Source organism: Cobetia sp. QF-1, from assembly GCF_002213105.1.
GTDB classification, from domain to species: Bacteria; Pseudomonadota; Gammaproteobacteria; order Pseudomonadales; family Halomonadaceae; genus Cobetia; species Cobetia crustatorum.
Window position 1 is genome coordinate 445647 of the sequence record NZ_NBVS01000002.1, and the last position, 13475, is coordinate 459121.

The window sequence follows — 13475 nt, forward strand, 5'->3', positions numbered from 1 at the left end:
CTCACTTACTCCTGTCAGTAGCGTCGATGTCAGCAGCATCTGTATCAGCAGCATCTGTATCAGCGACGAATTCGAGCAGTACATCGCCTTGGGTGACGCTGTCGCCGGCGCTGAAGTGGAACTGTGCGACCTGACCATCGGCCGGCGCGTTCATGGTGTGTTCCATCTTCATCGCTTCCATCACCATCAGTGGCGTGCCTGCCGTCACGCTGACACCGGCCTCAACCAGCTGAGCGACCACAGTGCCGTTCATCGGCGCGTTCAAGGTGGCCTGGGTCTCGTGTTGAGCGTGATTGACCGCATCGGCGCGGCGCCACAGCAAGCGTGATTCGCCGTGCGGGCTTGCCAGCACCAATACCTCGCCACCCGTGGCAGATACGTGGCTGGCCTGCTGGCGGCGGCGATGTCCATCCAGTGTTACGGCAATCGCATTGCCCGAGAGAGGGTCGAGATGACCTTCATGTGTTGTAGTTGTTGCCTCTCCGGACAAGTGAGTGGTCACTTCAATCTGCCACTGACTTGGCGGAGTAGACGCTGCGCTGGCATAGGGGCGTCGTGCGATGACGTGAGCCACCTTGTCGCTGTTCTCATCGGCATCCGCATCGTTGGGCAGACACAGCGCGAGGCGTATCTGTTGGCGAGTGCCATTACGCCAGCCATCACGGCGCGCCCACGGGCTAGCGGGTTGCTCGCTGTGACCTTCATTCGATGCTTGTTCCGCGAGGCGTGAAAGTGCCAGTAGCGCACTGGAAGCCACGGTAATGTGATCAAGCTCAGCGACAGGGAAGAGGCTCGCGTGGTGACGCTCGATGAAGCGGGTATCCAGTCTGGCAGTGCGGAAATCTTCATGCGCCGCCAGGCGAGTCAGGAAGGCGCGATTGGTGGTAACGCCACGTACCTCGAGCGCGGCCAATGCGCGCAGCAGAACTTCCAGCGCCTGCTCACGCGTTGGCCCGAAGGTGATCAACTTGGCCAGCATCGGGTCATAGTGCATCGAGACTTCATCGCCTTCGGCGACACCGGAATCGAGGCGCACCTGGCTGGCATCAAGACCAGCACCGGCGAGATCCAGGTGGAAGCGTTCGAGCAATCCGGTCGCCGGCAGGAAGTCGTTGTCCGGATCTTCTGCGTAAAGACGCGCCTCGAAGCTATGGCCTTCGAGTCTTAGCTCATCCTGCTGGCGAGGCAGGGGTTCGCCCCGCGCGATACGTAGCTGCCATTCGACGAGGTCTTCGCCGGTGATCATCTCGGTGACGGGGTGCTCGACCTGCAGGCGGGTATTCATCTCCATGAAATAGAAGGCGCCGTGCTGCTCGCTACCTGCGTCGGGTGCATCGAGCAGAAACTCGATGGTACCGGCACCGACATAGCCAATTTCACGTGCGGCACGCACAGCTGCCTCGCCCATTTCACGACGTAGCGCCGAGGTCAGGCCGGGGGCAGGCGCTTCTTCCAGCACCTTCTGGTGGCGACGCTGCACGCTGCAGTCACGTTCGAATAGATAGACGCCGCTGCCATAGGCATCGCAGAACACCTGCACCTCGACATGACGCGGCTGCGTCAGGTATTTCTCGATCAGCATGCGGTCGTCACCGAAGGCGGCGCGCGATTCACGGCGGCAGCTCTCCAGTGCGGCCTGGAAGTCGACGGTGTTTTCCACCACCCGCATGCCCTTGCCGCCTCCTCCGGCGCAGGCTTTGATCAACACCGGATAGCCCATGCGATCCGCTTCTGACTTGAGCAGCCCATCTTCCTGATTGTCACCGTGGTAGCCCGGCACCAGTGGCACGCTCGCGGCTTGCATGCGCGCCTTGGCGGCGGACTTGTCACCCATCGCGGCAATCGCGCTTTCCGGCGGGCCAACGAAGATGATGCCGGCGGCATGCAATGCCTGTACGAAGGTGGCGTTCTCGGAGAGAAATCCATAACCGGGATGCACGGCGTCGGCACCACTCAAGCGCGCGGCTGCAATGACCTTGTCGACATCAAGATAACTCTCGCGTGCGCTGGCCGGGCCAAGGCGTACTGCTTCATCCGCCTCGCGAACGTGCAGGGCATTGGCATCGGCGTCGGAGTAGACCGCCACGGTGCTGATACCCATGGCACGTGCAGTGCGTATCACGCGCACCGCAATCTCGCCACGATTGGCAATCAGTAGCTTGCGGATCGCGCCGCAACCGGTGGGCAGGTGCTGTTCAGTGTCGCGGTTGGCGTTCATGGCAAAATCCCGTGGCGAAGGTGAAGGTAGAGTCGATAGATAGAGGCGATGATCAAAAACGCCATCAATTCAGGTCATCAAGCCGGTCAAGAAGCGAGCGGGTCATTTGGCGTCATGACGACGTCCAGGGGGCTGGCGTGCCAGCAAAGAATGCCGCCAGCCCCGCTTGCCCTGTCTCGCTGACACGCAGCTGGCTGATCGTCTGGCAGCAGCGTTCGCGTAGGGCGGCGCCATCATCGTCATGTGACCCACTCGCGACCTCAGCCAGCAGCGCCTTGGTGGCGCGGCTGGCCTGCGGCGACGTGGCCAATAGCGTGTTCAGCATCTCGTCGAGACGTGTATCGAGCGTGTCTCCCGCGCAGATCTCATGCACCAGGCCGAGATGATGCGCGGTCGCGGAGTCGATGACCTCAGCCGTCAGCGCATAGCGGCGCATCTGGCGGACGCCAATCGCGCGTTGCACATAGGGGCTGATTACCGCCGGTGCCAGGCCAATACGTACCTCGGAAAGACAGAAACGGGCGCGTTCGGCAGCCAACACGATGTCGCAACAGGCCGCGAGACCGACGGCACCGCCGAAAGTGGCCCCCTGTACACGGCACACGCTCGGGCAAGGCAGGGTGTCGAGCAACTGCATCAGGCGCGCCAGCTCACGCGAGTCAGCCAGATTATCTTCCAGCGAATAGTCGACCATGCGTTGCATCCAGCGCAGGTCGGCACCGGCGGAGAAGCTCTTGCCTTCAGAGGCCAGCACGACGATGCGTACCTCGTTTGACAAGGCGAGTGAATGCAGCGTCTCGAGGTGGCGATTCAGCTCGCCAATCAAAATGTCATCGAAAGCGTTATGCACGTCAGGGCGCGTCAGCGTCAGTGTCGCCACACCGCGTGCATCGATCTCGAGTCGGCTGAACTGGCTGTGGGTATTCATCGCGACTTTATCCACCTTGTTAGCAAAAAGATCATGGATAGAGAAATAGATCGATTTTAACGACTAGTATTTCGTGGGGTTGGTTACATCCGGAATACACCGAAGCGGCTCTCTTCTATCTCGGCATTCATCGCGGCCGCCAGTGACAGGCCAAGGATGTCGCGAGTCTGCAGAGGGTCGATCACACCGTCATCCCATAAACGTGCACTGGCATAGGTGGGGTGCCCTTGACGCTCGTATTGATCGCGCACCGGCGCCTTGAAGTCTTCCTCAGCCTGCTGTGGCCACTCGCGTCCTTCGCGACTGTGTTGCTCGCGCTTGACCTGTGCCAGCACGTTGGCGGCTTGTTCACCGCCCATGACCGAGATGCGTGCGTTGGGCCACATGAACAGCAGATTCGGATCATAGGCGCGTCCGCACATGCCATAGTTGCCAGCCCCGAAGCTGCCGCCGATCAGGATGGTGAACTTGGGCACCTTGGCGCAGGCCACCGCCGTCACCAGCTTGGCGCCGTGCTTGGCGATACCTTCGTGCTCATGGCGTGAGCCGACCATGAAACCGGTGATGTTTTGCAGGAAGACCAGCGGAATCTTGCGCTGGGCACATAGCTCGATGAAGTGAGCACCCTTGACGGCGCTCTCGGAGAACAGCACGCCGTTGTTGGCGATGATGCCCACTGGGTGGCCATGAATGTGGGCGAAGCCGGTGACGAGGGTCTCACCGTAGTAGCGCTTGAACTCATCGAAATCGGAGTCATCGACAACACGACCGATGATTTCACGCACATCAAAAGGCTTCTTGAGGTCTGTGCCGACGATGCCGTAGATCTCGCGCGGATCGAGCCGTGGCGGCCGCGATTCCCGCAGTGCGAGCTGTCCCTTGCGCTGCCAGTTGAGGCGTGACACGGCGCGGCGTGCCAGCTGCAGGGCGTGGGCATCATTGTCGGCCAGATGATCAGCCACCCCGCTGATCTTGCAGTGCACCTCGGCACCACCAAGGGCTTCGGCACTGATGTCTTCACCCGTCGCGGCCTTCACCAGCGGGGGGCCGGCGAGGAAGATGGTGCCCTGCTCACGCACGATGATGGATTCATCGGCCATGGCTGGCACGTAGGCGCCGCCTGCGGTACACGAGCCCATCACCACGGCGATCTGCGGAATGCCTTCGGCAGACAGGGTGGCCTGGTTGTAGAAGATGCGGCCGAAGTGATCGCGGTCCGGGAAGACCTCATCCTGATGAGGCAGGTGCGCGCCCCCGGAATCGACCAGGTAAATGCACGGCAGGCGATGCTTGCGGGCCACTTCTTGCGCGCGCAGGTGCTTCTTCACCGTCAGCGGGAAGTAGGTGCCGCCCTTGACGGTGGCATCGTTGGCGACGATGACGCATTCGATGCCACTGACGCGGCCGATACCGGTGACCAATCCCGCACCGGGCACTGAGCTGTCATAGACCTCATGTGCTGCCAGTGCCGATAGCTCAAGAAACGGAGAGCCCTCGTCGATGAGGTGATCGATACGCTCGCGCACGAACAGCTTGCCGCGCGATTCGTGACGTTCGCGGGCCTTGTCGCCACCGCCCGCCGCGACAGTTTCCAGCAGCGCATGCAGACGCTCGACCTCGGCCCGCAGCGCTGCGTCGTTGGCGCGGAACTGGTCGCTACGCGGATTGATCAGGGACGTCAGAATGGCCATGTGGCGGCTCCCTCAGTGGAATAAGTGAACAGGGAAACAGGTGGGCAGGAGAGGCTGCCCAGCCGTCGGACATCAAGGGAACAACAGACATGAGAGAGGCAAGGCGATGCCTCATGCACTCTCGTTGAATAGCTCACGTCCGATCAGCATGCGGCGAATCTCGCTGGTGCCCGCACCGATTTCATAAAGTTTGGCATCACGCAGCAGGCGGCCAGTGGCGTACTCATTGATGTAGCCGTTGCCGCCCAGCAACTGGATGGCATCCAGTGCCATCTGGGTCGCCTTTTCGGCGCAATATAGGATGACGCCGGCGGAGTCCTTGCGTGAGGTCTGGCCGCGGTCACAGGCATTGGCGACGGCATAAAGATAGGCGCGGCAGGCATTCAGAGTGGTGTACATATCGGCCACCTTGCCCTGCACCAACTGAAATTCACCGATTGCCTGCCCGAACTGACGGCGTTCATGCAGATAGGGCACCACGATATCCATGCACGCTTGCATGATGCCGATGGGGCCAGCGGCCAGCACGGTGCGTTCGAAGTCCAGTCCACGCATCAGCACTTTCACGCCGCGGTTGACCTCGCCGAGCACGTTCTCGGCGGGCACCTGACAGTCCTGGAACACCAGCTCACAGGTGTTGGAGCCGCGCATGCCGAGCTTGTCGAGTTTCTGGGCGGTGGAGAAGCCCGGGAAGTCATGCTCGACGATGAAAGCAGTGATGCCCTTGGAGCCGGCATCCGGGTCAGTCTTGGCATACACCACCAGGGTGTGGGCGTCTGGGCCGTTGGTGATCCACATCTTGTTGCCGTTGAGCACGTAGTGATCACCACGCTTCTCGGCCTTGAGCTTCATGGAGACGACGTCAGACCCCGCGCCCGGTTCGGACATCGCCAGGGCACCGACATGTTCACCGCTCATCAGTTTCGGCAGATAGCGAGCCTTCTGCTCCGCGCTGCCGTTGAGCTTGATCTGATTGACGCACAGATTGGAGTGCGCGCCGTAAGAGAGGGCTACCGAGGCGCTGGCCCGCGAGATTTCTTCCATGGCGATGCAATGGGCCAGATAACCCATGCCGCTACCGCCATCTTCGTCTGGAACAGTGATTCCCAGCAGGCCCATGTCACCGAACTTCTGCCACAGGTCCGCGGGGAAGTCGTTGTTGGCATCAATCTCAGCCGCTCGCGGAGCAATCTCGTCACGTGCGAAGGCGTTGACCTGCTCGCGCAGCATGGTATGAGTCTCGTCGAGTCCGAAGTCCAGCGGCGTGTAGAGGCTGTGCATGGTCAGGATTCCTGTCTTGAGAGGCTGAGGGTTTGGCGATAGTGCAGTGCATTAATCTACTCTAGGTCAAAGTTGACGTTAACGTAAAGGTTATAGTCGCCTGCTTTGACCAAGGTCGCACGGCACTATGCTGTTGTCATGGAAGACGCTGTGTTGTTGTCATGATGACGTACACTTTTTTCGCCTGATAATCGGTCGACTGGTAATCTGGTGTTCATGTTCGTAAAACAACCTTCAGGCATCTTTCCTCCCTCGGCCTGCCTCTCACCTGCAAGAAGGACCTTCCCGATGAGTGATGACAGTGCCCCGGCGGTTCGCTTTAGCGACCTGCATAAGGGCTTTTCCGGTCAGCGCCTGTTTGAAGGCATTGACCTTGAGTTGCCGCGAGATCGCATTACTGCACTAGTCGGTGCCAGTGGTTGCGGCAAGTCGACCTTGCTGCAATTGATCAATGGGCTGATTCGCCCGGACGCCGGCAAGGTCGAGGTGTTCGGCGCGGCGGTGGATTACACCAATCTGCCCGTGATGCGGCGCCGGATAGGCTATGCCGTGCAGCAGATTGGCTTGTTTCCGCACCTCAGCGTGCGCGACAACATTGCCATTCTTGCTGATCGAGAGAAGTGGGAGGAATCGCGGGTCAAGGCACGCATCGAGCGACTCTTCGCGATGATGGATCTCGATCTGGCCCTACTGACCCGCTATCCCCATGAGATTTCCGGTGGCCAGGCACAACGTGTCGGACTGTGCCGCGCCATGATGCTGGAGCCACCGTTGCTACTGCTCGATGAGGCGTTCTCGGCGGTGGACCCAATCACGCGCATCGAGGTGCATGCCCAGTTCCAGCGCATGCAGCAGGAGGAGCCACGCAGCGTGGTGATGGTGACGCATGACATGAATGAGGCGTTGAGTCTCTCCGATCACATGGTGGTGATGGCGCCCGGCGTGGTGTTGCAGGCCGCCAGCCCCGACATCATTGCCAAGGCGCCTGCGGATGAGCGTGTGGCCCGACTGCTGGAGGCACGCGCATGATGACCTCGATTCCTCTGCGTGCACGCGCTGCACTGACCAATATGCTGCTGATCGTCGGCCTGCTGATGGCAAGCCTGGGGACGCTGCTGGCAAGCCCCGCTACCATGGCCGCAGAAGAGGTGGCCGAATGGCCGGCTGACAAGCCCATCGTGATCGGCTCCAAGGCGGATCGCGAGGGGTATCTGTTGGGCGAGATGTTTGCGCAGGTGCTGGAGGACGCTGGCTACACGGTCGAGCGTCGTTTGGGGCTGGGGCAGACCATCATCACCTATCAGGGCCTGGCGGAAGGCGAGCTGGATGTCTATCCCGAGTACACCGGTACGCTGGCGCACGCCATTCTCAAGCTGGATAACGTGCCTTCACTTGAGAAGCTGGATGCACTGAGTCGCGAACGCGGCCTCAAGGTGCTCAAGCCGCTGGGCTTCAACAATACTTATGCGATCAGTATGCGCCGCGATCAGGCCGAGTCGCTCGGTATCGCCACTATCGGTGATCTGGCGGCGCATCCTGAATTGTCACTGGCGATGTCACATGAGTTCGTCAAGCGGTCGGATGGCTGGCCGGGGTTGGCGGCGGCCTATGACTTGCCGCAGGTGCCGCGAGGTATCGAGCACGGCATCGCCTATCAGGCGCTGCGCGAGAGCAAGATCGATGGCACCGACGCCTACTCCACCGAGGGCGACATCAAGCGTTTCGACTTCGTGCTGCTGGAAGATGACAAGGGCTACTTCCCGGAGTATCTGGCGGTGCCCTTCGTGAATGCCGCCTTGCCCGAGAAGGCCGTCGCGGCGCTCAACCAGCTGGCGGGCAGTCTGGATGAGGACAGCATGCAGGCGCTGAATGCCGAGGTCTCCACCGATGAGAAGAGCTTCGCGCAGGTGGCCAGTCGCTTCATTCAGGAGCAGGGCATCACGAGCGAGCAGCGCGTGGTCAGCGGCGCCAAGTGGGACAAGCTGGGTACCAATCTGATCGAGCATCTGCAGCTGACGCTGTCGGCACTGCTACTGGCATGTCTGGTCGGCTTGCCGTTATCGCTGCTGGTATATCGCAACCCGAAGGTGTCGCGCGTGGTGCTCTACGTGACCGGTCTGTTGCAGACGATTCCGTCGATTGCACTACTGGCGCTGATGATCCCGCTGTTCGGCATCGGTGTGGTACCGGCGGTGATCGCGTTGTTCGTTTATTCGCTGCTGCCGATCATCCGTTCTGCCATCACGGCATTGCTGACGGTCGACCCGCTGTTGGTCAAGGTGGCGCGCGGCATGGGCCTGACGCGCCGCGAGCAGCTGCGGCACGTCATCCTGCCGCTGGCGACGCCGAACCTGCTGACCGGTATCAAAACGGCGGCCATCATCAATATCGGTACCGCGACGTTGGCGGCCTTTATCGGTGCTGGCGGGTTGGGTGAGCCGATCGTGACGGGGCTGTCGCTCAATGACTATGATCTGGTGCTGTATGGCGCGATTCCGGCAGCCTTGCTCGCCATCTGTGCAGAGCTTCTATTCGAGCTGTTCGAGCGCATGGTGATTCCGGCGCACATGCGCGGTCTCAAGACGCGTTGAGGTGACACATGCGCGTCTGGCGCGGCCAATGGGTCGCGCTTGCTGGAAATGGGTGTCCTCTGAAGTGACTATGCTGCTACTGGCCTGTGCCAGTCCGGGTCGATGTCAGTACTGACCATCTCTCTTGATAAGGAACAATTCGATGATGAATGCCTCACGTATCATATCCAGAGGGAACCAGCAGCTATTGATCATCCTGGCGTTGGGAAGCCTGGTAGTGCTGTCAGGTTGCGGGGGACGTGAGGTGTCCGTCCAGCCCACGATCAGTGCGACCAATGATCCTTATCATCATCCCGATGCTGGCAAGGACCATACCCAGCCGGATGCGTCGGGGAACGAGGTGCAGTCGGGGCTAGAGATCAGTACTGACATCTAGCGTGGTCAACGACAGTCCCTGTCGCCAGTCTTTGACAAGCTGTGCAGCAAACAAGGAATGGGAGGATGCAGGATTAACGTTGAGGCTTCCCGGGAGTAAAGTGGTGTTTGATAGTGAGGGCTTGCTGACAGACCACAGACAGCGGCCCTTACCCACTTCAAGGAGAAAGTCTTGCGTATAACATCATTGATTCCTGCGATTGTCCTCGTGGCTGCTACCTTGGCGCTGAGTGGTTGTGGCCTGTTCGGCCATGGTCATGGGCACGGCGGCGGTCATGGTGGTGGAAAGCCGCACGCCATGCTGGATAGCACTGCCACAGCACAGGTCGCCAGCATTTCCTGATCGCCATTCAGGTTCGCGAGAAGTGAAAAAGCCGCCTTTTGCTCGATTCGAGTAGAGGGCGGCTTTTTTGTGTCTGCAAGATGACTGGGAGGGGGCTGATTAGAGCGCATGCAGTGCAATGATCGCCGGTGGGCTGCCGTCTAGCGGCCACTCGACACGTGCTTCGATGGCATAGACCTCGCGCAATCTTGCGGGCGTCAATACCTCACGTGGGCTACCGCAGGCCACGAGTCGCCCGGTGTGAAGCAGCCAGACATGCGCAGCATGGCGGGCCGCCAAGCTCAGGTCATGCAGCGCCACGATCACCACGCGCTGATGCTCGCGGGCTTCGCGGCTCAACCACTCGAGTACGGATAGCTGAAAGTGGAGGTCCAGCGCGCTCGTCGGCTCATCGAGCATCAATAGTGTCGGCTCGCGCACCAGTGCCTGGGCAATCGCCACGCGCTGACGCTGTCCTCCCGACAGCTGACCCAGCCGTTGTGAGGCGAGTGGCGCAAGGGTGAGTGCCTCGACGAGCTGCTCGCAGTGGGCCAGATTGGCATCGTCATCGTGATGGCCTGCCAGACGGCGTGCGAGCAGCAATGACTCGAATACCTCAAGCATTGCCCCCGCCTCACTGAGCTGCGGTAGATAGCCGATACGTGCGGCACGCTGTCGGGCGGACAGCTCATTCAGCCTCTTGCCGTCGAGAGATAGTTCACCGTCAGTCGGTAACAGCCCAGCAATCGCCTGTAACAGCGTCGATTTTCCTGCACCGTTCGGGCCGAGTAGCGCGGTCAGCTCACCACGTCTCGCACGTAGCTCGGGCAGACTGTCCAGTATCCGAGTACGTCCACGGCTGACGCTCAAGTCGCGAATTTCAAGGCCTTCAGCGTTCACCTCAATCATCCGTCCAGTCCTCGGCGCTTGAGTATCAGGCTGACGAAGAACGGCAGACCGATCAGGGCAGTGATCATGCCTAGCGGCAACAGTACGTCCGGTATCAGCGACTTGCTGAGAGTCGAGGTCAATGACAACAACAGTGCACCGAGCAGCGCGGAGAGGGGCAGAAAGCGTTGCTGCTGCTCGCCGACCAGTAGACGTGCGATATGCGGTGCGACCAGGCCGATGAAGCCGACGCTACCGACGAAGGAGACGGCGGTGGCGGTCAGCAGTGCCGTGCACAGCAGGCCGGTCAGGCGCAGGCGACGTACATCCACTCCCAGCGCGCGAGCCTGTGTTTCGCCGAGGCTCAGTGCGGTCAATTCGCTGCGACGGCGATGAAAGATCACTCCGCACACGAGGATCACTGCCGATAGCACGCCCAAACGCGGCCAGCTACTGCGTTCCAGACTGCCCATTGACCAGAAGATCAACTGCTGTAACGCCTCCGGTGAGGCAACGAACTGCAGTACGCCGAGCAGCGCATTGAAGAAGAACATCAGCGCGATACCCAGCAGCACCAGCGTCTGCACACCCACTCCCGGTAGGCGCTGGGCGCTCCACAGGATCAGTGATGCGGTGAGCGCGAACACGAAGGCATTCAGCGTCACGCCGAGCCCGGCGGCGTTGAGGAAGGTCAGCGGTGCAAGACCGGCAGGAATCAGGTCGAAATGTAGAATTAACCCCAGCCCAGCACCGACGCTGGCCGCCGCTGAGACACCCAGCGTGAAGGGATCGGCCAGCGGATTGTGCAACAGCGTCTGCATCTGGGCACCGGCCATCGCCAGCGCGGCACCGACCACGACCGCCATCAGCGCGATCGGCAGACGCAACTGCCACAGGATGACGTGTGCGAGCGGATCAGCGGCCTGCGGCTGCCATAACGCTGGTAGCAGGCGTGCTAGCGTCAACTGGCCGCTGCCTTGACTGATATCCAGCAGGCAGGCCAGCACGACCAGCACACCAATGACCCACAGCCATCTGGCGCCTTGGCGCTGACGGTGGCGCCAGGCAGTGGCAGGCGAGGTAAGGGTGCCCGTCATCTCGGGGGATGCGCGAGAAGTCGATGAGGCAGCAGGGCGGGAATCGGGCACGGTGTCGTCCGGCGAGGTGAGAGGGCTATGAGCTGTCGACAAGCCTAACGACTTGGCTCGGTCAGGTGAAGGTACAAAAAAGGCCTCCCGAGTGGGAGGCCTTGAAGAGAATTTCATATTGTCAGCCGAGTACAGCAAGGCTTGGCCTAGCTGCCATTCATGGCCTGCGGCAAATACAGCACGATCTCCGGGAAGATATGCATCAACACGATGGAGAAGATCATCAGCAGGAAGAACGGCAGTGTTGCCTTGGTGATGGTGATGATGTCCTTGCCGGTCAGGCTCTGGATCACGAACAGGTTGAAGCCAACGGGTGGCGTGATCTGAGACATCTCGACCACGATAATCAGATAGATACCGAACCAGATCAGGTCGAAACCGGCCGCCTGGATCACCGGCATGATGATGGACGTCACCAGCAGGATCAGTGAGATACCGTCAAGGAAGCAGCCCAGGATCAGCAGGAAGAGTGTCAGTACCACCAGCAGCATGGTCGGTGACAGTCCTAGCGCGGCAATGCCTTCTGCCAACTGCATCGGAATCTGGGTGAAGCTCATCGCGGAAGACAGGAACGACGCACCGGCAATGATGAAGGCGATCATGCACGAGGTGCGCAGCGCCGCGAACAGCGAGGTCTTGAAGGTACTGAGGCTCATGTGGCCGTTGAGGCGCGCAATGATCAGTGACAGCACCACGCCGACAGCAGCCGCTTCGGTCGGCGATGCCAGGCCGCCATAGATGCTGCCCAGAATACCGCCGATCAACGCCAGTAGCGGAATCAGCTGAGCGCTGTTGCGCAGCTTGGCCATGAAGCTCATGTGCGGCTCATCATGCCCGGCGCGGCCCTGTGGCTCGCCGATGACCTTGGACCAGATCGCCAGGTAGCCCATGAACAGTGCCAGCAGCAGCAGGCCCGGCAATACGCCAGCAATGAACAGACGCGAGATGGACTGCTCGGTGACCACGCCGTAAACGATCATCATGATCGACGGCGGAATCAGCAGGCCAAGGGTCGAGGCACTGGCGAGGGTGCCGATGGCCAGGTTGCTGTCGTAACCACGCCGCTCAAGCTCTGGCAGTGTCATCTTGCCGACGGTGGCACAGGTGGCGGCAGAGGATCCACAGACGGCGGCGAACAGACCGCTGCCGATGATGTTGGAGTGCAGCAGACGCCCCGGCATACGATTGAGCCACGGTGCCAAGGCACGGAACATGTTGTCGGCCAGTCCTGAGCGGAACAGGATCTCGCCCATCCACACGAACATCGGCAGAGCGGTGAGGTCCCAGCCATAGCTGGCGCCCCAGAAATCAGAGGCCAGGATCGGGCCGGTATCGAAGGTCGAGAAGAAGGTCAGCACGATCCAGCCGGTACCGATCAGCGAGAAGGCGACCCACACGCCACCGCCCAACAGCAGGGCGAGGGTCAGCAGGGTGACGAGGATGAGTGTCAGCATGTCATTCGGCTCCGTCTTCGGGCTCAGGCGCCACGTAGCGTGAGGGCGCGGTGAAGGCGGTGCGCAGAGTGGCGATCAGTGTCTCGAGAATCGCCAGGCACAACAGGCTGGTACCGGCCACCAGCACGCTCTGCGGAATCCACAGCGGCAGTGCCAGCAGTCCGGAAGAAATATCGTGATATTCAAGGCTTTCGCCGACGAGGGCGACCAGCTCATGGGTGATCAATACGCTCAATGCCAGCGCGATCAGTAGCGCCAGGCTTTCGATCCATACGCGGCCTGCAGCCGGCAGGCGGTTGATGACCAGCGTCACGCGGATATGGGCGTGATGCGTAAAGGTGTAAGCGAGGCTCAGGAAGGTGGCACCGACCAGCAGGAAGGCAGCCATTTCCGAGACACCGGAGATTTCGAAGCCGAGACGCTCGGCACCGAACGTCACCAGGATGGCATCAATCAGGCGCAGGAAGACTTGCAGGCTGACAACAGCACAGATCAGTAGCATGCAGGCCGCCGCACCCCACGCACCAAGGCGGTAGAGTTTGTCGAAGAAGTAGGTCATGACGGGCGCTCACAGGGAAG

12 protein-coding genes are annotated in these 13475 nt (G+C 60.8%); 4 read left to right on the forward strand and 8 right to left on the reverse strand.

What is annotated here, in order from left to right; translation table 11 throughout:
* Window position 1: 1 nt before the first annotated feature.
* The 4 genes from CFN46_RS05240 to CFN46_RS05255 form a co-directional block, all read right to left on the reverse strand.
* Window positions 2-2218 (reverse strand): acetyl/propionyl/methylcrotonyl-CoA carboxylase subunit alpha, encoded by a 2217-nt coding sequence (locus CFN46_RS05240; protein ID WP_088742888.1) that lies wholly within the window; start codon window positions 2216-2218, stop codon window positions 2-4.
* Window positions 2219-2330: 112 nt separating this feature from the next.
* Window positions 2331-3146 carry an enoyl-CoA hydratase-related protein gene (locus CFN46_RS05245; RefSeq protein ID WP_024951869.1) on the reverse strand — a complete coding sequence of 272 codons (816 nt, stop codon included), beginning with the start codon at window positions 3144-3146 and terminating at the stop codon, window positions 2331-2333.
* Between the two features lie 83 nt (window positions 3147-3229).
* Entirely contained in the window at window positions 3230-4837 is a 1608-nt protein-coding gene (locus tag CFN46_RS05250) for a carboxyl transferase domain-containing protein (RefSeq protein ID WP_024951870.1), read from the reverse strand.
* A gap of 111 nt (window positions 4838-4948) precedes the next feature.
* Complete coding sequence (locus CFN46_RS05255) at window positions 4949-6118, reverse strand: isovaleryl-CoA dehydrogenase (RefSeq protein WP_024951871.1); 1170 nt, start codon at window positions 6116-6118, stop codon at window positions 4949-4951.
* Between the two features lie 288 nt (window positions 6119-6406).
* Here CFN46_RS05255 and CFN46_RS05260 point away from each other — a divergent pair, with 288 nt between their 5' ends.
* The 4 genes from CFN46_RS05260 (at window position 6407) to CFN46_RS17555 (ending at window position 9427) form a co-directional block, all read left to right on the forward strand.
* Window positions 6407-7147 (forward strand): ATP-binding cassette domain-containing protein, encoded by a 741-nt coding sequence (locus CFN46_RS05260; RefSeq protein ID WP_024951872.1) that lies wholly within the window; start codon window positions 6407-6409, stop codon window positions 7145-7147.
* Entirely contained in the window at window positions 7144-8709 is a 1566-nt protein-coding gene (locus tag CFN46_RS05265; RefSeq protein ID WP_217897781.1) for a glycine betaine ABC transporter substrate-binding protein, read from the forward strand. The genes CFN46_RS05260 and CFN46_RS05265 overlap by 4 nt, the downstream gene beginning before the upstream one ends.
* A gap of 142 nt (window positions 8710-8851) precedes the next feature.
* Window positions 8852-9085, forward strand: coding sequence for a hypothetical protein (locus CFN46_RS05270; protein ID WP_024951874.1), 234 nt, complete (start codon window positions 8852-8854; stop codon window positions 9083-9085).
* Window positions 9086-9256: 171 nt separating this feature from the next.
* Window positions 9257-9427 (forward strand): hypothetical protein, encoded by a 171-nt coding sequence (locus CFN46_RS17555; protein ID WP_169734515.1) that lies wholly within the window; start codon window positions 9257-9259, stop codon window positions 9425-9427.
* A 99-nt stretch (window positions 9428-9526) separates the two neighbouring features.
* On the opposite strand, the gene CFN46_RS05275 is transcribed toward CFN46_RS17555, so the two are convergent.
* The 4 genes from CFN46_RS05275 to CFN46_RS05290 form a co-directional block, all read right to left on the reverse strand.
* Window positions 9527-10315, reverse strand: a complete 789-nt coding sequence (locus CFN46_RS05275) for an ABC transporter ATP-binding protein (protein WP_088742889.1) — start codon at window positions 10313-10315, stop codon at window positions 9527-9529.
* Window positions 10312-11442 carry an iron ABC transporter permease gene (locus tag CFN46_RS05280; RefSeq protein ID WP_246116504.1) on the reverse strand — a complete coding sequence of 377 codons (1131 nt, stop codon included), beginning with the start codon at window positions 11440-11442 and terminating at the stop codon, window positions 10312-10314. Before CFN46_RS05280 ends, CFN46_RS05275 begins: the two co-directional genes overlap by 4 nt.
* Before the next feature lie 146 nt (window positions 11443-11588).
* Complete coding sequence (locus CFN46_RS05285; protein ID WP_024951876.1) at window positions 11589-12896, reverse strand: TRAP transporter large permease; 1308 nt, start codon at window positions 12894-12896, stop codon at window positions 11589-11591.
* A 1-nt stretch (window position 12897) separates the two neighbouring features.
* Window positions 12898-13455 (reverse strand): TRAP transporter small permease, encoded by a 558-nt coding sequence (locus CFN46_RS05290; protein ID WP_088742890.1) that lies wholly within the window; start codon window positions 13453-13455, stop codon window positions 12898-12900.
* Between the last annotated feature and the right edge of the window lie 20 nt (window positions 13456-13475).